Source organism: Methylocystis echinoides, from assembly GCF_040687965.1.
Classification (GTDB): Bacteria; Pseudomonadota; Alphaproteobacteria; order Rhizobiales; family Beijerinckiaceae; genus Methylocystis; species Methylocystis echinoides_A.
Genome location: NZ_CP156084.1, coordinates 283,587 through 307,342, shown reverse-complemented (window position 1 = coordinate 307,342; position 23,756 = coordinate 283,587). Strand labels below are relative to the sequence as shown.

17 protein-coding genes are annotated in these 23,756 nt (G+C 67.1%); 7 read left to right on the top strand and 10 right to left on the bottom strand.

Annotated features, from left to right (window positions below; translation table 11 throughout):
- Positions 1-13: 13 nt before the first annotated feature.
- Both RVU70_RS01465 and RVU70_RS01460 read left to right on the top strand, forming a co-directional pair.
- Positions 14-541, top strand: a complete 528-nt coding sequence (locus tag RVU70_RS01465; RefSeq protein WP_363351171.1) for a HAMP domain-containing sensor histidine kinase — start codon at positions 14-16, stop codon at positions 539-541.
- A 78-nt stretch (positions 542-619) separates the two neighbouring features.
- Positions 620-1,639, top strand: coding sequence for a chemotaxis protein CheB (locus tag RVU70_RS01460; RefSeq protein ID WP_363349325.1), 1,020 nt, complete (start codon positions 620-622; stop codon positions 1,637-1,639).
- A gap of 7 nt (positions 1,640-1,646) precedes the next feature.
- On the opposite strand, the gene RVU70_RS01455 is transcribed toward RVU70_RS01460, so the two are convergent.
- The 8 genes from RVU70_RS01455 to yajC all read right to left on the bottom strand — a co-directional run bounded on the left by RVU70_RS01455 (position 1,647) and on the right by yajC (position 9,670).
- Positions 1,647-3,056 (bottom strand): MFS transporter, encoded by a 1,410-nt coding sequence (locus tag RVU70_RS01455; RefSeq protein ID WP_363349324.1) that lies wholly within the window; start codon positions 3,054-3,056, stop codon positions 1,647-1,649.
- Between the two features lie 87 nt (positions 3,057-3,143).
- On the bottom strand, positions 3,144-3,746 hold the full coding sequence (locus RVU70_RS01450; protein WP_363349323.1) for an ActR/PrrA/RegA family redox response regulator transcription factor: 603 nt from the start codon (positions 3,744-3,746) through the stop codon (positions 3,144-3,146).
- Between the two features lie 64 nt (positions 3,747-3,810).
- The gene (locus tag RVU70_RS01445) at positions 3,811-5,145 is read right to left on the bottom strand and encodes an ActS/PrrB/RegB family redox-sensitive histidine kinase (RefSeq protein WP_363349322.1); all 1,335 of its coding nucleotides are present in this window, start codon (positions 5,143-5,145) and stop codon (positions 3,811-3,813) included.
- A 32-nt stretch (positions 5,146-5,177) separates the two neighbouring features.
- Positions 5,178-5,996 (bottom strand): squalene/phytoene synthase family protein, encoded by an 819-nt coding sequence (locus tag RVU70_RS01440; RefSeq protein WP_363349321.1) that lies wholly within the window; start codon positions 5,994-5,996, stop codon positions 5,178-5,180.
- Positions 5,996-6,370 (bottom strand): MTH938/NDUFAF3 family protein, encoded by a 375-nt coding sequence (locus RVU70_RS01435; RefSeq protein ID WP_363349320.1) that lies wholly within the window; start codon positions 6,368-6,370, stop codon positions 5,996-5,998. The genes RVU70_RS01440 and RVU70_RS01435 overlap by 1 nt, the downstream gene beginning before the upstream one ends.
- Positions 6,371-6,388: 18 nt before the next feature.
- On the bottom strand, positions 6,389-7,474 hold the full coding sequence (secF, locus tag RVU70_RS01430; protein WP_363349319.1) for a protein translocase subunit SecF: 1,086 nt from the start codon (positions 7,472-7,474) through the stop codon (positions 6,389-6,391).
- A 15-nt stretch (positions 7,475-7,489) separates the two neighbouring features.
- Positions 7,490-9,079: a protein translocase subunit SecD gene (secD, locus tag RVU70_RS01425; protein ID WP_363349318.1), complete on the bottom strand. Its 1,590-nt coding sequence runs from the start codon at positions 9,077-9,079 to the stop codon at positions 7,490-7,492.
- A gap of 45 nt (positions 9,080-9,124) precedes the next feature.
- Positions 9,125-9,670: a preprotein translocase subunit YajC gene (yajC, locus tag RVU70_RS01420; RefSeq protein WP_363349317.1), complete on the bottom strand. Its 546-nt coding sequence runs from the start codon at positions 9,668-9,670 to the stop codon at positions 9,125-9,127.
- A 255-nt stretch (positions 9,671-9,925) separates the two neighbouring features.
- Here yajC and RVU70_RS01415 point away from each other — a divergent pair, with 255 nt between their 5' ends.
- Together RVU70_RS01415 and RVU70_RS01410 are read left to right on the top strand one after the other, a co-directional pair.
- Positions 9,926-10,198 (top strand): hypothetical protein, encoded by a 273-nt coding sequence (locus tag RVU70_RS01415; protein ID WP_363349316.1) that lies wholly within the window; start codon positions 9,926-9,928, stop codon positions 10,196-10,198.
- A gap of 41 nt (positions 10,199-10,239) precedes the next feature.
- On the top strand, positions 10,240-10,719 hold the full coding sequence (locus RVU70_RS01410) for a hypothetical protein (RefSeq protein WP_363349315.1): 480 nt from the start codon (positions 10,240-10,242) through the stop codon (positions 10,717-10,719).
- A 21-nt stretch (positions 10,720-10,740) separates the two neighbouring features.
- Here RVU70_RS01410 and argE read toward each other — a convergent pair whose 3' ends face one another.
- Positions 10,741-11,898, bottom strand: coding sequence for an acetylornithine deacetylase (gene argE, locus RVU70_RS01405; RefSeq protein WP_363349314.1), 1,158 nt, complete (start codon positions 11,896-11,898; stop codon positions 10,741-10,743).
- Positions 11,898-12,290 (bottom strand): Co2+/Mg2+ efflux protein ApaG, encoded by a 393-nt coding sequence (apaG, locus tag RVU70_RS01400; RefSeq protein WP_363351169.1) that lies wholly within the window; start codon positions 12,288-12,290, stop codon positions 11,898-11,900. Before apaG ends, argE begins: the two co-directional genes overlap by 1 nt.
- A 197-nt stretch (positions 12,291-12,487) precedes the next feature.
- Here apaG and RVU70_RS01395 point away from each other — a divergent pair, with 197 nt between their 5' ends.
- From RVU70_RS01395 to RVU70_RS01385, 3 genes are all read left to right on the top strand, one after another.
- Positions 12,488-12,856, top strand: a complete 369-nt coding sequence (locus tag RVU70_RS01395) for a hypothetical protein (RefSeq protein WP_363349313.1) — start codon at positions 12,488-12,490, stop codon at positions 12,854-12,856.
- A gap of 164 nt (positions 12,857-13,020) precedes the next feature.
- Positions 13,021-15,450: a TonB-dependent receptor domain-containing protein gene (locus RVU70_RS01390; protein ID WP_363349312.1), complete on the top strand. Its 2,430-nt coding sequence runs from the start codon at positions 13,021-13,023 to the stop codon at positions 15,448-15,450.
- A 703-nt stretch (positions 15,451-16,153) separates the two neighbouring features.
- A complete protein-coding gene (locus RVU70_RS01385) occupies positions 16,154-23,746 on the top strand; it encodes a SpvB/TcaC N-terminal domain-containing protein (RefSeq protein WP_363349311.1) in 7,593 nt (2,530 codons plus the stop codon).
- Positions 23,747-23,756: the final 10 nt, after the last annotated feature.

Below are 23,756 nucleotides of genomic sequence, written 5' to 3'. Positions count from 1 at the left end.
GCTTCTGCGCCTTGTGGACGATCTGCTGGACGTGGCGCGCATCACCCAGGGCAAAATCGAACTGCGCAGGGAAAAACTTGATCTCAACGAGCTTCTTCGCACGGCGACAGAGGCGGATATGCCGCAGGTAGAGGGAAAGCACCCGCATGTTGCGGTCTCATTGGCGCCTGAGCCGTTGGTGATCGACGGCGATTCCATGCGGCTCGCTCAGGTCTTTGCTAACCTTCTCCACAACGCGGCCAAATTCACGCCGCCAGACGGACGCATCGACGTCACAAGCCGCCGGGACGGCGACCTTGCGGTTGTATCCGTTCGGGATGACGGCTGCGGCATCGGGGCTGACAAGCTTCCGCGCGTCTTCGACCTGTTCAATCAGGCCCATCGCACCGTCGGTAGCGAGCGGGGCATCGGCGTCGGGCTTGCGCTTGCGCGCAGCATCGTCGGCCTGCACGGCGGCGAGGTCCAGGCATTCAGCGAAGGGCCTGGAAAAGGCAGCGAGTTTCGAGTTTCTCTGCCTCTCGTCGACGGCCGCTCGTCATAAGGGGCGCAAAAAAGCGTAGGGAAGGTGGAAGCCGCGCTGCCCCGCGCTATCTGGCCGGTGTCGCGGCGTGGAGCGCTCATGACAAATCGGGACCTCGTCGCGATCGGCGCGTCCAGAGGCGGGTTCGACGCCCTACGCTTTATCGTCAGTAAAATCCCGCTGGATTTTCCAGCGTCCATTCTCGTCACCTTGCATCTTCCCAGCAACTTTCCCAGCGCGCTCGACAAGATCCTCGCGAGTGCGGGGCCGCTCCGGGCTCAGTTCGCGACTGAAGGCGGGCTGTTACAAAAAAGCCAGATCTACATCGCGCCGCCCGAACGGCATTTGATCCTCGAGGGAGACCGTCTCGCGCTTGGCGCTGGCCCGCGAGAGAATTTTGCGCGGCCGGCTATCGACCCGATGCTGCGTTCCGTCGGCCTTTGCTGCGGCTATCGCGCCATCGGCGTCGTCATGACAGGAGAATTGATGGACGGGGCGTCGGGTTTGGCGGATTTGAAAGCATGCGGCGGAATCGCTGTGGTCCAGGACCCTGCCGATGCGGCTTACGCTGAAATGCCTCAGCAGGCGCTCGAAGCGCATCCGGATCATGTCTCTAAGCTCTTCGACATCCCTGGCTTGCTCGAATCTCTCGTGCTGCAGCCGGCGCAAGCGCCCTTGCCTGCGCCTCAACGGTTGAAGCTCGAAGTCGCAATCGCCAAAGAAGGCAACGCCAGTGTGGACGAAATGGACGCCATTGGCCGCCGCTCGACCTTCGTCTGCCCAGAGTGCGGCGGCGTTTTGTGGGAAGTCGAGGATAAGGACGCCCCCTCACGATATCGCTGCCATGTCGGCCACGCCTATCATCATGAGCTGCTTCGCGTTGCTTTGGACAGCAATGTCAGAGTCGCGCTTGGAACAGCGCTTCGGACGCTCAGCGAGCGCCTGGCGCTCACACAGAAGCTCCAAAAAGACGCGGTGAGTCGCGGACAGAGACTGAGCGCCGAGTCATGGGCGCGAAAAGTTTCTGAACTGGAAATGGAAGCCGAAACGATCCGCAAGGCGATCGCCGTCGCCGACACGCTACAGGCGCAGTTCTCCGCATCCAAGGACCCGGCTTAGGGCTCAGTCAATGCGGCTCCGCTGGAGTCCCGCTGACATTTGCGCCATCGCCCCTGCGCAGCGTCCAGAAGGCGAGAGACGACAAGATCGTCAGACCGCCGAGCGTGAGATAGGCGTGATGCAAGGCGGCGGTGACCGCGAGGCGGTCGCTCTGCGGCGCGCCGCCAAGGAACCATGCGGCCACGAGTGAGCCGACCGCAAGTCCAAAGCTCATGGAAATCTGCTGGAAGGAACTCGCCATCGTCGCGGCCATGCTCGAATCCTCCGGGTCGATGTCGGCATAGGCCATGCTGTTGACGCTGGTGAACTGCAAAGAATTGAAGAAACCCAGCGTCAAACCGATCGCAGTGAGGAAGGCGTACGAGGACTCGCTCGTGACCAGCGCATAAAGGCAGATGGTGGCGCCGATCATCACGGTATTGGCGACGAGCACGCATTTATAGCCAAAGCGCTTCAGGATCGGCGCGGAGAAGAATTTCATGCCCATGGCCGCGGCCGCCGTCGGCATCATGAGCAGGCCCGATTGCCACGCCGGCAGGCCCAGGCCAACTTGAAAGAGCAAAGGGGTGAGAAAGGGCAGGCCGCCGACGCCGAGCCGGGTGATGAAGCCCCCGATGAGAGAGACCCGAAAGGTTCGCGTTCCAAACAGCGACAGTCTGAGCAGCGGATAGGGCGTGTGGCGGGCGTGCAGCACATAGGCGACGAGCAGCGCAAGGGAGACGATGAAGAGCCCCACGCCGGCTTCGGCGTCGATCTGGTGCTCGCCAAAAATTTCCAGGAGCCAGGAGAGCAGCGCCGTGCCGGAGCCAAACAGCAGGAGGCCTGTCCAGTCGAAGGGGCGTCTCGCCTCCTCCCGATAATCGGGCATGTAGCGATGCACGAGCCATTGCGCGAGAATACCGACCGGAACATTGACGAAGAAGATCACGCGCCAGGACGCAAAGTTGACGATCAGCCCGCCGACCGTCGGCCCGAGCAATGGCCCGATCAGCGCCGGGATGATCACGAAGTTCATGGCGCTGAGCAGTTCCGACTTCTCGAAGGCGCGCACGATCGTCATGCGCCCGACGGGCGTCATCCGCGCCGCGCCGGCGCCTTGAAGGATGCGCGCCGCGACCATCTGCCGGGCGCTTTGCGCCAGGCCGCAACAGATGGAGGCGATGGTGAAGACCGCGATCGCCAATGCAAAGACGCGGCGCGACCCATAGCGGTCCGCCACCCATCCGCTTACCGGAATGCCGACGGCGAGGCTGAGGATATAGCTTGCGGCGACGGCCTTCAGGCTCAACGGCGCGACATGGAGGCTCGCCGCCATCGCCGGAACGGCGGTGTTCACGGTCGTCGCGTCGAGCTGCTCCATGAAGAGCGCCGTCGCAACGACCCAGGGCAGGGAACGCTTGAGTGTCCGCTCGTCCATCGACCCGATCTTTCGTCCCCTCCGAACGCGCGGCCCGCGGCCGTCGGTCAGTCCAGGACGAAAAACCGGCTGATTTTCGAAAAAAGCCTAACGAGGCGCGCGCTTGGCCAGAATGCGCTGCAGCGTGCGGCGATGCATGTTGAGGCGGCGGGCGGTCTCTGAAACGTTCCGATCGCAGGACTCGAACACGCGCTGAATATGCTCCCAGCGGACGCGATCGGCCGACATGGGATTTTCCTGCGCGTCGGGCTTGTCGATCGTCGTCGCCATCAGCGCGTGATAGATCTCGTCGGCGTCCGCGGGCTTGGCGAGGTAATCGAAGGCGCCGAGCTTCACCGCGGTGACCGCTGTGGCGATATTGCCGTAGCCGGTGAGAATGATCCCGCGCGCGTCGGGACGCGCTTCCTTGAGCTTCTGGATGACGTCGAGGCCGTTGCCGTCGCCCAGTCGCATGTCGATGATGGCGAAGGCCGGCGGCGCATGCTCCAGCGCGGCGAGGCCCTCCGCGACCGTTTCACATTGGGTGACCAGGAAGCCGCGCGACTCCATGGCGCGCGCGAGGCGATGCAGGAAGGGCTTGTCGTCGTCGAGGATCAGCAGCGAGCGATCGTCGGGAAGCGCCGCGTTCGGAGACTCCGAGTGCGGGTCGAGCGCCGCATCCTCGGGTTGCACGTTCTCTTCCGGCATCATCCGTCTGCGCTCCCACAGTGATTTTTGTCAAAAATAGCTCAAGGATCGCCGGCCGTCGAGGCTCTCAAGCTTCGGACGACGTGAGCTTCGCCATGGGAATCTCCAGCGCGGAGCGCGGCCAGGTCACCTTGACCACCGCCCCCGTGCGGGGCGGCGAGACGTTGAAGGTCTCAACCGTTGCGCCGGAGCGTTCGAGCAGGGTCTTGGCGATGAACAGGCCGAGTCCCAAACCGGACTGGCTATCGTTTTTGGTGCGCCGCTCGGTCGGGCGGCCCCGCAGATAGGGGTCGCCGAGCCGGTCGAGGATCGCCGGCGAGAAGCCCGGGCCGTCGTCCTCAATGGAGATGGTCACCAGATCGCGGGACCACCAGGCGTCGATCCGCACGCGCGATTGAGCGAAATCAATGGCGTTCTCGACCAGATTGCCGAGCCCGTAGAGAATGCCGGGATTGCGCTCCAAGGCCGGCGGCGCGGCGGCGCCGTTGCCGCGCTTTGCGATTTCCAGCTTCACGCCGAATTCGCGCTGCGGTCCGACCACTTCCTCGATGAGCGTATCGATCGAGAGGACATTCATCATGGTCCCCTGATCGGCTCCGAGCGAGGCGAGCTTGCCGAGAATTTCGCGACAGCGCGCCGCCTCTTGCGCGAGCAGGTCGAGATCGTCCTTCAGGCCCTCTGGCGCAACCTTTTCCGACATCTTCTGCAGCTCGCGGATGATGAGGGTGATTGTCGCGAGCGGCGTGCCGAGCTCATGTGCGGCGGCGGCGGCGAGGCCGTCGAGCTGCGAGAGATGCTGCTCGCGCTCCAGCACCAGTTCGGTCGCGGCGAGGGCGGTGGCGAGCAGCCGACCTTCGTCGGAGACGCGCACGGCATAAAGGGCGATAAAGGCGGCCGAAAGGGCGAGCGACGCCCAGATGCTCGCGCGGTAGAGCAGCGGGAACCTCAGCGCCTCGTTCTCGTACCAGGGCAGCGGCTCGAACTCGACGCACAGGAACGTCGCCGCCGCCAGCATGACGATGCCGAGAAACAGCGTCAGATTGCGCGGCAGAGACACCGCCGAGATCGTCACGGGCGCCAGAAGCAGCATCACGAAGGGATTGGTGACGCCGCCGGTCAGATACAAAAGAAAGCTCAGCTGCACGAGATCGTAGCACAACAGCACCACCGCCTCGAGATCGCTTAAGCGAAACGTTCCGGACGTGCCGAAGCGCAGGCCGAAATTGAGGGTCGCGGAGGCGACGATGAAGACGAAGCAGAGTCCGACCGGGAAATCGAAGTTGAGGACGAAATAGACGAAAAGACAGGCAATGCTCTGTCCGAGAATGGCGATCCAGCGCAGGAGGATGAGCGTGCCGACGCGCAGGCGGCGGCTGTCGTCGTCATAAATGTCGGGTTTCATCCTCGCGCCACCCTGCGTTCTTCCCGGTAAATCTAAAGGCCGACGCCGCGCGCGGCGCGCCATAGCCGCCATTGCCGGCGCAGCGGCGACGGCTCTCGGACGCCGCGCCACGGATCGTAGTCCCGCCCGATCATCCGCGCCAGATAAAGAGGAACCGTCGCCGCCGGCAACAGGGCCTCGTGGCCTTTCGTAAGGGTCGGCGCCGCGCGCCGGGCCGACTCGTAGGAGGAGAGCGCCCTGTGGCGCAGGTCGGCGTGCACGGCGCGCAGACCAGGCGAGTCGAGATGAATGTCCGCGCCATGACGCGCCAGAAGGTCCGCCGGATAAAAAGCCCCCGGCGGCGCGCGCAAGATGCGTGTGAGGCCAAGCGCGAGCCCCGCCTCGTCGAAGACGGGAGAGGGGCTTGCGCCCAGAATTTTCGCCGCCCAGCGCATCGGCCCCGCGCTGGTCATGTGGCAATAGGCTTCGAGAGTCGCGAGGTCCGGCGTCTGATCGTCGTAAAGGTCGGCGACATGCGCGTCCGCGAGGGCGATGAGTTCCGCGCGGGGAAGGTCGAAGCGCGTCGCCGTGTCGAGCAGCGCGTCGGCCACAGGATGCGCGCGCACGCTCTCGACGGCTTCGTCCGTCAGCGAGTCGCTCCACCAGCGCAGCCGCATTTCTCCCAAGAGCGGCTGCGAGACCCGCGCCCGCACGTCGGACGCCTCGATCGCATAGGCGTAAACGGCGTGGATATGGCGACGCGCCGGCTGTGGCGCAAAAAGGCAGGCGAGCCAAAGATCGCGGTCGCGCTCGCGCAGCAGCGCCTCGCAATAGGCGTAATGCGCGTCGCTGGCGGGCGCGGCTTCGGCCATCAGACGGCGATCAGCAGCGCGGCGACGCGGCGGCCCTCGTCGAGGAGCATATTGTAAGCGCGCACGGCGGCGCCCGTCGACATGACCTCATTGCCGATCCCCGCCGCGCGCAGTTTCGCGCGCAGCGCCGAGGCGACCGGCATGAGGTCCTTGCCGGTGCCAAAGATGAAAAGGTCGAGCTCGCCGGCCTCGGCAAGCGCGTGATCCACGGTCGCGGCGTCGATCTCGTTCCAGGCCGTCGCCGTTATAGCGCTGACGCCGGTGGGGAGGGCGAGGATCGAGCCGCGGTGGGACATGTCGGCGAAGCGGAAGCCGCCCCCGCCGTAATCGTCGATCTTGTAGCGGCCGGGCACATGGCCCTGCGCGGCGGTCATGTGGGCGCGCCTCGCGCTTTACTTCGGTCTGCGCCGCGCCCCCGACTTGGACCGCGACGCGGGCTTTTGCGCCGTCCGCTTGGGCGCGGGCGCGGCCGGAACGGGCGCGTCGCCGATATCGTCATACATGGAGGCCAAGGCGGCGGGCTCGGGCTGATAATCTGTCTCGACCTCGACTTCCGTCTCCGGCTCGACCTTGCGGTCGACGTCCTCGTTGCGCAGCCCAAGATAGATGAGCATCGGCGAGCAGATGAAGATCGAGGAATAGGTCGCGACGAAAATGCCCCAGATCATCGCCAGCGAGAAGGAGCGGATGACCTGGCCGCCGAAGGCGACGAGGGCGAAGAGCGCCAGCATCACGGTCGTCGCGGTCATGATCGTGCGCGGCAGGACGGCGTTGATCGACATGTCGATCATCTGCGCCGTGGCCATTTTCTTGTATTTGCGCATGTTCTCGCGGATACGGTCGAGCACCACGACCGTTTCGTTGAGCGAATAGCCCACGATCGTGAGGATCGCCGCGATCGACGTCGTGTTGAATTCGAGCTGGGTGATCGAGAAGAAGCCGACCGTCAGCAGCAAATCGTGCATCGTGGCGATCACCGCGCCGATGGCGAACTGCCACTCGAAGCGGAACCACAGATAGGTCAGAACGGCGATGATCGACAAAACGACGCCCAGCGTGCCCGACTGAACGAGCTCATTGGAGACGCGCGGGCCGACGACCTCGACGCGACGCAGGTCATATTGGGCGCCGACGGCGCCGCGGACGCGCTCGACCGCCTCCTGCTGGGCCTTGTCGCCGCCGGGCTGCAGCCCGAAGCGCAACGTCGCGTCGGACGGGTTGCCGAAGGCCTGCACTTCGATGTCGCCGAGCTTGAGGCTTTCGCCCAGCGTGCGCAGCGTCCCCACTTCGGCCGCGCCGGACTTGGCGCGCAGTTCGATCACCGTGCCGCCAGCGAAGTCGATGCCGAAATTCATGCCCTTGAAGACGAAGAGCGCGACGGCGATGAGCGACAGCAAGGCCGAGAAGGGATAGCTCACGCGCCGGAAGCGCATGAATGGGAATTTGGTGTTCTCCGGAGCGAGGCGCAGGAGTTTCATCGGTCTTTTCGCCTCTTAGATCGGCAGCTTGGTCGGGCGCGCATAGTGGTACCAGACCGCGATCATCATGCGGGTCATGGTCACGGCGGTGACGATGGTGGTGAGGATGCCGAGCGCCAGCGACACGGCGAAGCCGCGCACCGGGCCGGAGCCCAGGAAGTAGAGGATCGCCGCCGCGACGAACATCGTCACGTTCGAGTCGACGATCGTGGCGAAGGCGCGGTTGAAGCCCGCGTCGAGCGACGCGAGGATCGAGCGGCCCGCATGGTTCTCTTCGCGGATGCGCTCATAGATCAGCACGTTGGAGTCGACGGCCATGCCGATCGTCAGCACGATGCCGGCGATGCCGGGCAGCGTCAGAGTCGAACCGAGCAGGACGAGGCCAGCGAAGATGAAGGCGATGTGCACGAAAAGCGCCAGATTCGCGAAGACGCCGAAGATGCCGTAGGTGATCAGCATATAGATCACCACGAGCCCGGCGCCGACATAGGCTGCGCGCTTGCCGGCGTCGATCGAATCCTGGCCGAGGCCGGGGCCGACCGTGCGCTCCTCGACGATGTTGAGCTTGGCGGGCAGGGCGCCGGCGCGCAGCAGGATCGACAGATTATTCGCCTGCTCGACTGTGAAATGTCCGGAGATCTGGCCGGAGCCGCCGGTGATCGGCGTGAGGATGCGCGGCGCCGAAATCACCTTGTTGTCGAGCACGATGGCGAAGAGGCGGCCGACGTTCTTCGAGGTCACGTCGCCGAATTTCTGCGCGCCGCGAATGTTGAAGCGGAAGTTCACGACGGGCTCGCCGCTGCGCTGCTGGTCGAAGCCGGGCTGGGCGTCGGTCAAATCCTCGCCCTGGACCATGACTTGCTTTTCGATCGGCAGCTTGCCCTGCTCGTCGACCTGCTCCAGCTCCTCGACTTCGGACGGGTTCTGGCCAGGTTCGGCGACGAGGCGGAACTCGAGTTTGGCGGTCTGGCCGAGGATCTCTTTGAGCGTCTGCGGGTCTTGCAAGCCGGGGACCTGCACGAGCACGCGGTCGTCGCCCTGGCGCTGGATCGACGGCTCGCGCGTGCCGAGCGCGTCGACGCGGCGGCGGATGACTTCGATCGACTGCTCGACGGCCTTGCGCGACTTGTCGCGAATGCCGGCGTCGGTGACGGTGATGCGGATCAGCCCTTCCGGGGTGGTTTCCACCTCGAGGGGCGACTGGCCGCCGATATTGCTGCTGAAGCTGTTGCGCAGCTGGCGTAGCTTGGGGAGGATCTTGTCGCGGTCGGCGGCGTCGGCGACGCGCAGCTGCACGCCGCGCGGCGTCGCGCCAATGCCGCCCGTGATCGCCACCTTTTCCTCGCGGAGAATGCGGCGCACGTCGTCGCGCAGATTCTTCACCTGGGTGGAGACCAGGTCAGCCTGGTCGACTTCCAGCATGACGTGCGAGCCGCCCTGCAGATCGAGGCCGAGCACGATGGTCGGCGGCGTGAGCCAGGACGGCAGCCGCGCTTTCAGCGCTTCATAATGCGCCGGCGACAGCATGCTCGGCGCCACCACAAGGACGGCGGCGAGCGTCATCGCCACGATCGCAAAGAATTTCCAGGTCGAGAATCGCAGCATCGTGTCGCATTTCGTCTCTAGGAGGGCAGGCGAAGCTTTCGCCGCTTACGATTTCGCCTTGGTGTCGGGCTTCGCCGCCGATTTGGCGGGGGCCTTGGACTCGTTGGCGGGCTTGGCGGCCGGCGCCGCCGGCGTCTCCTTTACCGGCTCGCCCTTGGCGCGGACTTCGGCGATCGCCGCGCGCATGAGGCGGATGCGGGTGTTGGGGGCGATCTCGAGCTCGATCTCACTATCGTCGATCGACTTCGTCACCTTGCCGACGAGGCCGCCGCTGGTGACGATGGTGTCGCCGCGGCGGACATTGCGCAGCGCGGCGAGCTGTTCCTTCTCACGGCGGGAGCGCGGGCGGATGACGAGGATATAAACGATGCCCATCACCACGAAGATCGGGACGAGCTGGGCGACGAGATCGGAAAGGGACGGGGGCTGCGCGGCGGCGTCAGGGGCTCCGCTCGCCGCCGTGCCCGTCTGGGTCTGGGTCGGTTGCGCCGGCGCGCTCGGCGCCGGGGCGACGGGCGCAGGAGCGGGCGTGGGCGTGGGCGTCGCGGCCGGCTGTTCGGTTTGCGCCATGGCGTCCGGGATCAGTTTCATCGCAGCGTCTCTGTTTGGCGGCGCGACGCGCGCATCGGGCGTCGGGCAGGCTCGGAATGGGCGCGGACTATAGCCGCTCGACTTACGAAAGCAATGCCAATGGCGCGGTTGGCGCGCGCCGCCTTCGGGCAAGCCGCTCCGCCCACAATCCGCCGCGGAGACGCGCGAACAAGATCAGGCGCAGCTGTAGCGTCGAGTCGGGCGCGCGTCCGCTTCCCCTCCGGCGCAGCGAGGGACCTTGGCTTAGGAGAGACGATGATCAGGAAGATTTTGTCGACCGCGCTCATGGCGGGCGCGCTGCTGTCGCCGCCCTCCGCGCTCGCTTGGCATTCGGGCAAAGGCTGGCTCACGGGCGATTGGCGCGGGGACAGAGTCTTTCATGGCGGCTATTGGGGCGGCCGCGGGGCCTGGCATGGCGGCTACGGCTGGCAGGGAAGCGGCTATTACGCGCCGCCCTACGGCTGGTCCGCAGGACATGGCGGCGCCTGCTGGCGGTGGTGGTACGGGCAGTGGGTCTGGGCCTGCTGATCAGCCGGGCGGCGGTTTCAACATAGAACGGAAGGATCACAATGCTTGCTTTTTGCAAATTGGCTCGGGCGGCCGCGCTGGCGGGCGCGCTCGTCCTGCCGGCGGCGGCCGTGGCGCAAGGCTGGAGCGGCGGCAATTACGGCGGCTATGACGCGGCGCGTGACGACGAGGGCGGCGGCCGCGCCGGTTACGATCAGGACCGCGGCGGAGGGGGGCAGCGTCGCGGGGATCGCGACGGCGGCAGAGGCGGCTGGAGCGACGGCCGCGGCGCCGATGACGACCGGCGTGGCTGGGACGATGGCCGGCGCTACGGGGACGACCGGCGGCGCGGCGATTACGACCGGCGGCGCGGCGATTACGAGCGGCGCGGCTGGGACGACCGGCGCCCCGGCTGGGGCGGCGGCTATGGGCCCGGTCCGGGCGGACAGCGCTGGTGGCATGGACGCTGGTGGAGCTATGGCGCCGGCCCCTGCTGGCGCTGGAGCCAATGGCGGCAGAACTGGAAATGGGTCTGCGACTGAGGCGAACCGGGAGGGAGGCCGTCAGGCCTCCAGCTCTCGCGCCAGCGCGCGCATGAACTCGACGCAGGCGGCGAGTTGTGAAACCTCGACATATTCGTCGGGCTGGTGCGCCTGATCGATGCGGCCGGGGCCGCAAACGACGGTCGGCGCGCCCGCCTCCTGGAAATGTCCGGCCTCGGTGGCGTAGGGCACGGCGATGGTGCTGTTGCGCCGGGCCAGCCGCAAAGCCAGCGTTTCGGCGCTCGATCCCGGCTCCGGCGCGAGGCCCGGCACTTTCACCAGCGTGTCGATGTCGATCCCGCACTGCGGGAAATTGGCGAACGCCGTCTTGCCGAGCTCTGCGGCGAAGGCCGCCAGCCGGTCGTGCGCGAACATGGGATCCGCGTTCGGCAGGCCGCGGAACTCCCATTCGAAATGGCAATCCTTGGCGACGATGTTTCGCGCCGTGCCACCCTTGATGACGCCGACGTGGATCGTGGAATAGGGCGGATCGAAGCGCCCGGAGGGGTCGCCCGCGGCGCGCAATTCATCGGCGATCCGCTCCAGTTCGCCGACCAGCCGGCAGGCGATATGCACGGCGCTGACGCCGCGGTGCAGATTGGCGGAGTGAATCTCGAAGCCCCTGACGCGCGTCAGATGGGTGGTGACGCTTTTATGCGCGTCGGCGACCTGCATGGAGGTCGGCTCGCCGACGATGACGGCGTTGGGCCGGGGCAAGTCGACGCCGAGCCGGGCGATCACGTCGAGCGGGCCGAGGCAGGTCGTCTCTTCGTCGTAGCTCAGCAGAATGTGGATCGGGCGCGCGAGCGCCGCCCTCTTGAATTCCGGAATCATCGCCAGCGCGACGGCGCCGAAGCCTTTCATGTCCACCGCGCCGCGCCCGTAGAGGCGGCCGCCGTCCAGGCGCAGGGTGAAGGGGTCGGAACTCCAGTCCTGGCCCTCGACGGGGACGACGTCGGTATGGCCGGAGAGAACCACGCCGCCGGGCCCCATCGGCCCGATGGTGGCGAAAATCGCCGCCTTGTCGCCAGCGGCGTTGGGCGCGCGCACGAAGGGCACGCCGTGTTCGCGCAGATAGGATTCGACGAAGTCGATGAGCGGCAGATTGGACTTGGCGCTTTCTGTGTCGAAAGCCACCAGTCGCGCCGTCATGTCGATCGCGCGGTCGAGGGCGTCCATCAGTTCAACGTCGGGTTGGACAGGGGACTGTCGAGCGAAAAGGCGGGAATTTCGACGTCGAAGGCCTCGCCCGAATCGGTCACCATGCGATAGCTGCCCTGCATCAGCCCGGATGGCGTCGTCAGCGGACAGCCGGAGGCGTAACGAAAGGTCTCGCCCGGCTCCAGCACCGGCTGTTCGCCGATAACGCCCGGGCCGCGCACTTCCTCGCGCCGGCCGTTCGCGTCGATGATGATCCAGTGCCGCGACAGAAGCTGCACGCGAGTGCGGCCGAGATTCGCGATCTCGATCGTATAGGACCAGAAATAGCGTCCCTGATCGGGGTCGGAGCGGTCCGGCAGGAAGTCCGGCAGAGCCGTGACCTGTATGTCGTTGGTGATGGCGATATACATGACGGGAATCTTAGAACGCTCCTGGCGAAAGGGGAACGCCTTTCTCACGGCGCGGCGCCCGCCAAATGAGCGACGGGAGCAAGCCAAATGTGACATATAAGGCACAGCGCCGGATTTTGACTTTTGACTCGTCAGATGTGCTTGCGCGTGCGCCGCAAGCTGGTCAATTGTCCGCAAGGCATCATTTGGAATAGCTTATGCGTCCGTCTTCGCTTCGCGCGCTGCTTCTGGCGTTTGCGCTGGTCATACAGACCATCGCGGGCGGGGTCGGCGTCGCGCGCGCCATGCCGGGCGAACTCGCGCTCAAGGCGCATTGCGCCGAAATGGCCGGGCAAGCTGGCGAGGGGGCGGACAGCCGCCATCAGCGGCGTCATCAGCATTGCGAGTCCTGCTGCCTCTGCGCTGGACCGCCGGGCGTCTCGCTCACGGAATTTGCGCCCGCGCCGATGGCGCCGCGCGCCTACCGCGTCGCGGCCCCTATCCCGGGCGACGCCGGCGGCGTCACACCGCGCCTTGCGCAGGCCCGGTTCGCCCGCGGTCCCCCGGCCGATTCCGTCAGCGCCTGACGCCTGACGCGTCTCGACGCGACCGGCGCGCGTCTTCTTAGCCACAAACACGCGGCTGCGGCCGCACAAGATCGTCCTTCGCTCCGCGTTCCTGCGGCGGCGTGCAGAACCCTTCTGCGCCCGACGCCGACAGGCGCGCGTGGGCATGCCAGAAAGCCAAGCGCATGTCTCGTCATCATTTGCTGGGCGCGGCCTCCGTCCACGCGCTCGCCCTCCTTGTCGCTACTTCCGCCGTGGCGCAGCAATCGCTTCCGACGATCGACGTCGGCGGCGCGCGGAGCGGCGCCCGGCGCAGCACCGCCGCGGCCGCGCGCACCGCCGGCCCGCGCGTGACGACGCCGGCCGGCTCTCTCGTCACCTCGCCCAATCCCGATCTCGCCGCGGCGCCCGGTTTCAGCCCCGAAAAGCTCAGCATGCCGGTCTACCGTCAGCCGACGGGCCAGACCTTCACGACGGTGCGCGGCAAGGATTTCGAGACCATGCCGCTCGTGACCGTCCGCGAGATGCTGCAATACAGCCCCGGCGTCTCGTTCAAACAAGGCAACGGTCTGCGCGACATCGTCATCTCGATTCGCGGCTCGTCGGCGCGCAACGGCTTTGGCGTGCGCAACATCGTCATGCTGGAGGATGGCTTCTCGGTGACCCAGCCGGACGGCTTGTCGCGCACCGATCTGACCGATCCCCACGCTTACGCCGGCGTGGACGTCTATCGCGGCCCGTCCTCGGCCCTGTTCGGAAATTTCGCCAATGGCGGCGCCATCAATTTCCGCACGCGCACCGGCGCGGAGATCGACGGCGTCGATTATGGCGTGGAAACCGGCTCCTTCGGCTATCTCAATAACTTCGTCGCCATTGGCAAGAAGCAGGACAATTTCGACATCGCCGTCTTCGCCAGCGACGTGCGCCAGCAGGGCTTCACCTTTCACACGCGCGGCGACACGCAGACCGTGAACGCCACCGCGCGCTGGCAGGTGACCCCAAACGACCTGCTGACCTTCAAATTCATCCACAATCAGCTCTACAGCGATCTCTCGGGCCGGCTGTCGCTCAATCAGTATTATCTCAATCCTTATCAATACGGCTGCTATCTCTCGCCGCAGTCGGGCGTCGCCCAAACAGCCTTCACCAATCTTTGCGCCACCGCGGTGGTTCCGATCGACGGCCGCAACGCCCGGAGCAACCAGCTCAATTTCCGAACGACGGCCTGGCTCGCGGGGTTCAACCGCAACGATCGGCGCGACATTATCGGCTTGCGCTGGGAACATGATTTCGACGTCAATACGAAGTGGCGCACGCAGGTCATCTACGACGACAAGAACATCATCCAGCCGACGGGCGCCACGGCGGCCCTGCAGGACGAGCCGGCGGTCAACGCCACGACGGATGTGACAAAGGTCGGGTCGCTGCTCGGCTACGAGGCGCGGCACTTTGCGGGCCTCTATTTCAACCGCACCCGCTACACGAGCTACACCAACAACACGCTCGGAATCGGCAATGGCGCGACCGGCGCGCTTCAGGCGCAGCAAAACGCCATGATGCAGAATTTGGGCGGGCGCGGCCGCGAGGAGGTGGCGCTTTCCAAGGACGTCACCATGGTGCTCGGCCTCGCCGCCGAAATGACCAAGATCGCCGCGCTGCAGGACCAGTACTCCTATTTCCAGACGGGTGCGCGGATCGGACAGATCGCCAGCTGGCAGGGCATACCGGTCAACAAGACCTACTGGAATTTCGGCCCCGAGGCCTCGGTGACATGGCGCGTGCTGCCCGACCTGCTGACGCATTTCCGCGCGTCGAGCGGCTATGGCACGCCCAATCCCGGCCAGCTCTTTGTCAATCAGCGTGGCCAGCCGGGCGCCAATGTCGATTTGAAGACCCAGCGCAACACGGGCTTCGATATCGGCTTCGACTGGAAGCCCTATGACACGCTGCTCTTCAGCCTCACGGGCTTCTACGAGTGGTATCAGAACGAACAGCTCACCCAGTCGCCGGGCGCGGGCCTTTTGAATTACACTTTCAATGCGCCAGGCTCCGTGCACCGCGGCGTCGAGACGCTTCTCGACTGGCGGCCCTATGACGGCGTCCGCGTCATGGCGAACTACACCTACAACAACCAGATCTTCACCGAGTTCGTCGAGCAGCTCGGCACTGCGGCGCGGACGGGCTATTTCGACCGTGCGGGCTACAAGATCCCCGGCGTCGCGCCGCATACGGCGACGGGGCGTCTCTCCTATGACCTGCCGTTCGGCGATCTCAGGGGGCTCGGCGCTTTCGTCGAATACACCTATCAGAGCTCCTATTTCATCGATAATGGCAACGTCCTGACGATCCCCGGCTATGGCCTCGTCAGCGCCAATGTCCATTTCGACAGGGACGTGGATTTGCTCTGGCTGAAGCGTTTTTCAGCCTATTTCGAGGTGCGCAACATCTTCGACCGGAACTGGGTCGCCTCGGCCAATAATATCCAGAACCAGGTCGGCCTCGTGAACGGGCAAATCGTTCAGGCCGGCTACACAACGCTCGCGCAGAACGCGACCGGCTCGATCTACGCCGGCAATCCGCGCCTGTTCCAGGGCGGCGTGCGGTTCAAATTCTGATCGGTTCAATCTCTCCGCGGCGGAAGCGAGCGACGCGGAGAGATTTCCGACCTCGCCTGCGGTCGCGGCCGCCGTCAGTTCCAGGGCCAGTCGAACAGCGTCTCCTCCGGGTTCTTGACGATGGGTTGGGGAGGAGCCGGTCTCGCGCGCTTCAATCGTGGGTAGGCCTGTGGGGGAATTCGAGTGACGCGGCTCTTCGGCAAAGCTTGTCGCGCCGCCGGGGCGAGAACGGTTGGATTTATCTCCGGATTTGCCAGAGCAGCCTGCTGCGCGCAAAGAGCGCTACACGCCAAAAAGATCGTCGAGATTCGCATCTGTCTCCCCCCAACCCCTGTCTGCGCGCCGTCGCCGATACGCGCGTCGCGTGTAAACTAGAGATTGCACGGCCTAAGCGCAAACCTGGCGTGGGGGGCGGCGCGCATGTCGTCGGTCGCTCGAGATAGCGGTCTCCAGTGATCGCTTAACTCCCCGGCGTGCTGCAAGAAATCAACTCAGCGTCTTCGCCCTCGGCTCTGGGCAAGGAGGGCGCGCCAGCGCTTTCGGAAGGAGGTGCGCCAAAGAATTTGCAACCCCCTGCATTATTGACCGTCAGCTCTTGCCGAGACTACCTTGGAGAAATCGTGAGCAAGGCTCGGTTGGTCGCTCAACGACGGATATATCAAGTTTATTTTTAAATCCTGCCGGTCTCGACGCGAGGTAGGCCATGGCGCTGGGCGACCGTCAAAACTTCGGCGACCGCGCCGCACCGTCGGAGGACGGACGCGTCGGCTCAACCGCAGCGGACGCCCGAAGGGATCGCCCGGCGGCCGCCATCGACGCCGCGCCGCAGATCGGACTTCCGAAGGGCGGGGGAGCAATCCGGCCGCTCGGCGAAAAGATTCAGGTCAACGCCGCGACCGGAGCCACCAGCTTCAGCATTCCGCTTCCGTTGTCCCCGGGACGCCCCGGGGAAACGCCGGCCCTTGCCGTGTCTTATGACAGCGGCGCCGGGGCGGGTCCGTTTGGGTTGGGATGGCGGCTCGACCTGCCGGAGATCTCGCGCAGAACCGACCGCGGCCTGCCCCGTTACGACGATCGTCTCGACAGCGACGTGTTCGTCTTCGCGGGACGCGAAGACCTCGTGGCGATAGACGGCGCCGATACGGTGCGCGACGGGTTCCAGGTTCGCCGCTATGCGCCGCGGATCGAGGGCTCCTTTGCACGCATCGAGCGCTGGACGGCGCCGGACGGCGTTGTGCACTGGCGCAGCATCTCTACCGACAACGTTGTGACCTTGTTCGGGACGAGGCCTGACACGCGCATCGACGCCGGCCCTGGCGACGCGACGCGCGTGTTCCGCTGGCTGGCGGATGAGGTCCTCATGCCGAACGGCGGGCGCACGCTGATCGACTATGTGCGGGACGCCGGGGCGGACCGGCCCGGCTTTGTCAATCCGCAGCGTCTGCCCAAGCGCGTCCGCTACGGAGTCTCGGCGCCGAAGGGGCGTGATGGAGACGAGCGGTTTCTGTTCGAGCTCGTGTTCGACTATGGCGACCACCCCGGACCGATGCCGGGCCGGGAGCCGACAGGCGCCCCGACCGTGCGGCCGGACGCCTTCTCGAGCCGCCGCGCCGGCTTCGAGATCCGCACCTCGGCCCTGTGCGAGCGCGCGCTGATGTTCCACCGCCTGCCTGCAGGGCGCGAGGCCGACGCCGTCCTGACGCGCACGCTCGCCTTTTCATATGATCGCAACCCGGTGGCGTCGCGGCTCGTCGAGGTCGTCGCGACCGGCCATGCGGCGACCTCTGGCGGCGTAGCCAGCTCGCAAAGCGGACCGCCGGCGCGCTTCGCGTATCAGGGCCTTTCGGAGCCGCTCGAGCCTGCCCTCCTGACGCCCGACGCCGCCGGACTCGCCGAGTTGCCAGCCGGCTTCACGGCCGACGATGTCGCGTGGGTCGACCTCGAGGGCGACGGCGCGGCCGGCGCGCTGGTGGAGACCGAGGCGGTTTGGCTGTTCAAAGCGAACCTTTCGCCCCTCGCCACCGCCGAGGCGGGCGCCCCCGCGGCCCGGCTCGGCGGCGCAGCGCAAGTCGCCGAGCATCCGTCGGGCGCACGCCGGGACGGCCTGCGGCTCGACGACATCGACGGCGACGGGCTGGTTGACGGGGTCCGGACGACAGGCCCCGACCCGGGCTACTGGCCGCGGCGCGAGGACGGCGGCTGGGAGCCGTACCGCGCCTTTGCAATGCTGCCCCAGATCGATTGGGCGAGCCCCGACCTGCATGTGCTCGACCTCACCGGCGACGGACGGCCGGATGTCGCATTGGTCGAGGACGAGCGTCTCGCCTGGGCGCCGTCACTGGGCGGGGAGGGCTACGGCGACCTCGCCTGGAGGCGGCTCGCGGACGGGGACGACGCCGGCCCCCGAGAGGCCCTGCGTGACCTGACGGGCTCGGTCTTCCTGGCCGACATGACCGGCGACGGCCTCACCGACATCGTGCGGGTGGAGGCGCGTTCCGTCCATTACTGGCCCAATCTCGGCTATGGCCGTTTCGGCGAGCGCGTGACGATGGAAAACGCGCCAAGCCTCGACGATGACGGCCCGTTCAATCCCGCCCGCGTCCGGCTTGCCGACGTCGACGGCTCCGGCGTGGCCGACATCGTCTATCTCGGCGAGACGGCCTGGTCGGTGCACGTCAATTGCACGGGAACAGCCTTCGCCCCGCCGCGCCTGTGGACGAAGCCGCCGCCGCTCGACGCCCTGTCGCGCGTGGAGGCCTTCGACCTTCTGGGCAACGGCACGTCCTGTCTCGTCTGGTCGAGCCGCGATCCGGCCCAAGACAGCGCGCCGGTGCGTTATCTCCCCCTGGCGGGCGGTCGCAAGCCCTATCTGCTGACGGAGGTCGACAACGGTCTCGGGTCCGTGACGCGGCTGTTCTATGCGCCGTCGACGGTCTTCGCTCTCCGCGACAGGCTTGCGGGCCGCCCCTGGGCGATGCGGCTGCCCTTTCCGGTACAGGTGGTCGAGCGCATCGAGACGCATGACAGGACATCCGGCCGCCGTTACGTGTCCCGCTACGCCTATCACCACGGCCATTACGACGGGCGCGAGCGCGAGTTCCGGGGCTTCGGCTTCGTCGAGCAGTTCGACGCCGAGAGCTTCGGCGCGCCGCTCGCTTCGGCGGCCAATGCGGAGGAGGCGTATCGAAAGCCGCCGGTGCGGACGCGCCGCTGGTACCATACGGGCCGCGCATCGCCCGACGGCGGGCAATCCGGGCTCTACGCGTCCGAATTCTTCGGCGCCGCCGCCGGGCCGGGGCCCAAGCGCGATCTGGCCCAGCGGCTGAGCGTGCCGGACGCACGCATCCCCGCCGCCCTGTCGCCGGCCGACCATCGCGACGCCTGTCGTGCGCTGAAGGGCATGCTCCTGCGCGAGGAGATTGCGGATGATCCCGGCTCGTCCGGTTCCGAGCCCACCCCGTATTCGATCGCCGTTCATGGCTACGAGGCGGAGGCGCGCCAGCCTGGCCGGACGGGCCGGCCCGCCATCGTCCAGGCGCTGGCGCGCGAGAGCCTGTCGGTCACGCTCGAACGCAGCCTCGGCGCGCCACGCGTCAGCCAGAGCTTCGTCCTGCGGCGCGGCCCCCAGGGGCAGCCGGTCGCATCGCTCCTGGTCGCCCATGGCGGGCCGGCGCCGCCCTTCCCGGGGGAGGCTGCGCAAGCGGTGACCCGCACCCACGCGACGTTGCAGTGCGTCGACCTCACCAACGACGTCGACGCGCCGGACTCGCGGCGCCTGCCCGCCGTGGCGGAAACGCGCGGCTATGCGCTGGCCGGGACGGCGCTGCAGTCACCCTGGCCGCTGCGCCTCGAACAGGCGCACGCGCTCGTGGCGCAGGCGCGTGACGTCGAGAGGCTCGATCCCCTCGCGTCTCCGTGCGGACGCCTGCTCGTCACGCGGTCCCGCACGCTGTACCGACGGGACGACCTCGCCGGTCCGCTGCCCTTCGCCATCCTGGAGCCGCGCGGACTGGTCTACGAAAGTCTCCAGCAGGCGTTCACCCCGGCGCTGCGCGCCGCGTGCTTCGGGGCGCAGGGGCCGGATGCCGCCGTCCTCGCCGAGGCAGGCTACCGCGATCTCGATCAGGATGGCGGCCTGTGGTGTCCGAGCGGGCGCACCTTCTTCGTGAAAGGGGGGCCGGATCCGTCCGAGGCCGCAGGCGCGGTCGAGCGGGTGGCCCGGGCCCAGGCGGAACTGGCCGAGGCGACGGCCCACTTCTTCCTGCCCCGCACCTTCCGCGACCCCTTCGGCGGGGCAGCGCATGTCGACTACGCTCTGGACCTTCTGCCGGCCGTTGGCGAGGACCGGGTCGGCAATGTGACGACGGCCGAGCACGACCGGCGCACGTTACTGCCCCGGGTCGTCACCGATCCCAACCTCAACCGCAGCTTCGCGGCGTTCGATCCATTGGGCTCGGTCACGGCGGCGTCGCTGGCCGGCAAGGCCGCCGCGCCCGAGGGAGACGAGGCGCCCGACGCCGACGCCATGCTGGCCACGGTGGATGTCGAGGCCCTCCTGGATGCGCTTGCCGATCCCGTCCGCGGTCCGCAGGCGGCTGCCGCCGCGCTGGGCGCCGCCACAACGCGCACGATCGCGGATTCGACACGGTTCTCCCGCACGGGACGGCCCTGCGTCGCGGTGGCGCTGAGGCGCGAGACGCACGCCTCCGATCTCACCCCCGGCGAACAGACGCGCATCGGCGTGTCGCTGTCCTACCTGGATGGCGGAGGACGGCCCTTGCAGACCAAGACGCTGGTCGACGCCGGCCCCCTGTCGCCGAACGGTGCGACGGCGCCCGTCCGCTGGGCCGTCACCGGCTGGACCGTCCACGACGACAAGGGCAACGCCATCCGGACCTTCGAGCCGTTCTTCTCCGCCTCGCCGGATTTCGAGCCCGACCTGCAAGTCGGCGTCAGCACGATCACGTTCTATGACCCGCTGTCACGGGCGGTGGGAGCCCTGCACCCCGACGGATCCATCGAGAAAACCCGCTTCACGCCGTGGACCAGCACGGTGTGGGACGCAAACGACACGTCGCTGATCGTCGATCACGCGGCCGACCCCGATCTCGGGCCGCATGTCGCGCGACTGCCGATCCAGGATCGGCCCGTCGCGTGGTCGAAGCAGCGCGCCGACGGGCTGAAGGGCGAAGCCGGCAAGCGCGCGGCCGCGGCCGCCGCCATTCATGCCGAGACGCCAGCACGCACCTATGTGGATGCGCTCGGCCGTCCGGCGCTCGTGGTTGCGGACGGCGGCGGCCAACTCTGCGTCACGGGGACACTCTATGACGACCGCGGCCAGGCCGCCGCCGTGGTGGACGCGCTGGGGCGCGTCTGCGCCCGTTCGCTCCACGACATGCTGGGCCGGCCGGTCCGGGCGCACAGCATGGAGGCGGGACTGCGCGTTTCACTGCAGGCGGTGGATGGCAGGCCCGTCTGGGCCAGGGACTCTCGAGGCCATGTCTCCCGCCATCGCCACGACGCGGCGCGGCGGCCTACGGAGGACATCGTAGAGGACGCGGCGGGCGTTCGCCTGCGGGGCAAGGTCGTTTACGGCGAGGGGCAGGGGAGCGCCTTAAACCATCGCGGCCGCGTGTTCCAGACCTTCGACGGCGCAGGGGTCGCGACCGTCGAGGCCTATGACTTCACGGGCGCCGCACGTCGCGCCAGCCGGCGCTTCGTGGCCGATCCGCAAGGGCGACCCGACTGGAGCGCCGCGCCGGCGCTTTCGCCGGAAACCTTCACCAGCCGCGTGTGGACGGACGCGCTCGGCCGTCCCGTCCAGACCATGACGCCGCTGTCCGACAGAGGCGGGGCTCTGGCGAGCGCGATCCGTCCGGTTTACGACAGGGCCGGGCGCGTGGCCGTCGTGGACGTGTGGCTGGACCTGCCGGTGGCGCCCGACGGCCTGCTGGACCCCGCCTCTGCGACCCGCCGCGCCGTGCGGGCGGTCGAGCACGATGCAAAGGGCCGCCGCACGCGCGTGGCCCATGGCAACGGCGTGGAGACCTACTACGACTTCGATCCCGTCGACCAGCGCCTGAACGCCATCCGGACGCTGCGGGGAAGCGGCTTTCCGGGGGACGCCCCAGAGGGCGTGCAGAACCTCGGCTACGTCTACGACGCCGTCGGCAATGTCACCGAGATCGCAGATACTGCGCAGCAGCCCGTGTTCTTCCGCAATCAGGTCTGCCGGGCGGAAAGGCGCTACCTCTACGATCCGCTCTCGCGGCTGATCGAAGCCCGCGGCCGGGAGCATCGCGGCCAGGGTGGGGCGGCGCCGCCCACCTGGGACGACGCGGAGCGCCGCGCCGAGCACCCGGCCGACGGCGCCGCGATGCGCGCCTATGTCGAGTCTTACGTGTATGACCCCGTCGGCAATCTGAAGCAGGTCCGCCACGTCGCCGACGGCGGTTCCTGGACGCGGGACTACGCCTATGCGGAGGCCAGCCTGCTCGGCGCCGGCGTCTCGAACCGGGTGAGCAACGTCGAGATCGCGGGCGAACGTCAGACCTTCGCCTATGATGCGCACGGCAACGTGACCCGGACCGATCGGCTGGCCGACATGGTGTGGGACGAGGCCGACCGGCTCGCCTCCGTCGACCTGGGCGGCGGCGGCCGCGCCGACTACCAGTACGACGGCGCCGGCCAGCGCATGCGCAAGCGGATCACCCGCGTAGGCGCAGGCGGCGCCGCCGCCGGTCACGAGGAGTGGCTCTATCTCGACGGCTTCGAAATCTGCCGCGAGGTCGACGCCGCCGGCAATCTGAAGCGCGAGCGAGAGACCTTGCGGGTTGCGGACGGGCAGAAGGCCTTTCTCGATATCGAAACCCGCACCCGGGGCAGGGGAGGGCCGGCGCGGCTCTGGCGGCATTGCTACGACGACCATCTCGGATCGTCGGCGCTGGAACTCGACGAGACCGGCGCGATCCTGTCCTACGAGGAATACCACCCGTATGGCTCGACCGCCTATCAGGGCGTCCGGGCGCAACTCGAGGCGCCGAAGCGCTACCGTTTCACCGGCAAGGAGCGGGATGGCGAGACCGGGTTCGCCTATCACGGCGCGCGCTACTACGCGCCGTGGCTGGGGAGGTGGATGGCGTGCGATCCCGCGGGGTTCGTGGATGGGACGAACCTCTACGAATATTGCCGCGGCAACCCCATTACGATGCGCGACCCTGACGGCCATGCAGGGCAGTCACTGGAAAGCTTGATGGCGCAGAACGCACGCCGGAAGAACCAGCTGACCCAGGAGCAGGTCGAGAAAGAGTGGCGGCGAGAACATCCCGGAGCCGCCCCAAAAAAGCCCCGCAAAGCGGGGGCCCCCGGCGGGGCGCCAGGGGGAAATCCCGGTGGCGCGCCCACACCCGGCGGGACGCCCGCGCCGGGCGGCGGTTCTCCGACGCCTGGCGGGGATGCGCCGACGCCCGGCGGCGCTCACGCGCCCGGTGGCGCGGGGGTCGTCAAGGACGGCGGGAGCAGCACGGCGCAGGCCGGCGGCCATGGCGACCGGAAGGACGGGCAGCCGCCGAAAACCGAGATGGATTACGGGCTGATGCTCGCCGAGACCCAGAATCCCCCCTTTCTCGAGAGCATCCTTTCCCTTTTCGGCAAGACGGGCGACGAAGTGAACAGCGGGGGCCTGAGCTTCGGCATGGGCTCGAAGGAAAACGCCAGCGAGGCGGGTCAGGCGGCGGTAGCCGGGGTCAACCTCGTCTTCACTTTCCTCGACGTGTTCATGGCTGTCGGGCAGAAGGCTTTCTCTTCGCTCAGCAAGCGCGGTCAACTCGATATCTTCAAACGCTTCACGCGCTCGGGGTGGTGGCGCAGTCAGAGTCTGGAAGAAGTGACGAAGGCGCCCGCGCAGTTGACGCAGGCCGAGCAGCGGGGAGCGAACGCCTTTCGCCAGGAGCTGGTGACGTCGCACGATCCGAGGCTCGCGGGCACGGAGGGCCACAGAGCGGCCGGCGCCAACACGCACCCCGAATGGGCTCGCTACGGGGACTCGGCCAATGCTGGGCCGGACTTCGTTCTCCATGGCGACGATCCTGCCTTTGGCGGCGCCGCGACGAAGGAGTTGAAGTTCCACGCGGGCGCTCCCAAGCCCGAGCATTTCACCGACGCAACGGCGCAGACGATGCTGGACACGATGCGCTACCAGCAACAGACCGGCCTGGTGAAACTGCGGCTGCCCACGGTCCACATCTACGTCAATCCAAAGACCGGACAGGCGACGAAGTATCTGCAGAAATTCTGAAAGACATTCG

Coding starts and splice junctions, on each gene's coding strand:
- RVU70_RS01460 (WP_363349325.1), top strand. CDS start 620: ATGACAAATCGGGACCTCGTCGCGATCGGCGCGTCCAGAGGCGGGTTC.
- RVU70_RS01455 (WP_363349324.1), bottom strand. CDS start 3,056: ATGGACGAGCGGACACTCAAGCGTTCCCTGCCCTGGGTCGTTGCGACG.
- RVU70_RS01450 (WP_363349323.1), bottom strand. CDS start 3,746: ATGATGCCGGAAGAGAACGTGCAACCCGAGGATGCGGCGCTCGACCCG.
- RVU70_RS01445 (WP_363349322.1), bottom strand. CDS start 5,145: ATGAAACCCGACATTTATGACGACGACAGCCGCCGCCTGCGCGTCGGC.
- RVU70_RS01440 (WP_363349321.1), bottom strand. CDS start 5,996: ATGGCCGAAGCCGCGCCCGCCAGCGACGCGCATTACGCCTATTGCGAG.
- RVU70_RS01435 (WP_363349320.1), bottom strand. CDS start 6,370: ATGACCGCCGCGCAGGGCCATGTGCCCGGCCGCTACAAGATCGACGAT.
- secF (WP_363349319.1), bottom strand. CDS start 7,474: ATGAAACTCCTGCGCCTCGCTCCGGAGAACACCAAATTCCCATTCATG.
- secD (WP_363349318.1), bottom strand. CDS start 9,079: ATGCTGCGATTCTCGACCTGGAAATTCTTTGCGATCGTGGCGATGACG.
- yajC (WP_363349317.1), bottom strand. CDS start 9,670: ATGAAACTGATCCCGGACGCCATGGCGCAAACCGAACAGCCGGCCGCG.
- RVU70_RS01415 (WP_363349316.1), top strand. CDS start 9,926: ATGATCAGGAAGATTTTGTCGACCGCGCTCATGGCGGGCGCGCTGCTG.
- RVU70_RS01410 (WP_363349315.1), top strand. CDS start 10,240: ATGCTTGCTTTTTGCAAATTGGCTCGGGCGGCCGCGCTGGCGGGCGCG.
- argE (WP_363349314.1), bottom strand. CDS start 11,898: ATGGACGCCCTCGACCGCGCGATCGACATGACGGCGCGACTGGTGGCT.
- apaG (WP_363351169.1), bottom strand. CDS start 12,290: ATGTATATCGCCATCACCAACGACATACAGGTCACGGCTCTGCCGGAC.
- RVU70_RS01395 (WP_363349313.1), top strand. CDS start 12,488: ATGCGTCCGTCTTCGCTTCGCGCGCTGCTTCTGGCGTTTGCGCTGGTC.
- RVU70_RS01390 (WP_363349312.1), top strand. CDS start 13,021: ATGTCTCGTCATCATTTGCTGGGCGCGGCCTCCGTCCACGCGCTCGCC.
- RVU70_RS01385 (WP_363349311.1), top strand. CDS start 16,154: ATGGCGCTGGGCGACCGTCAAAACTTCGGCGACCGCGCCGCACCGTCG.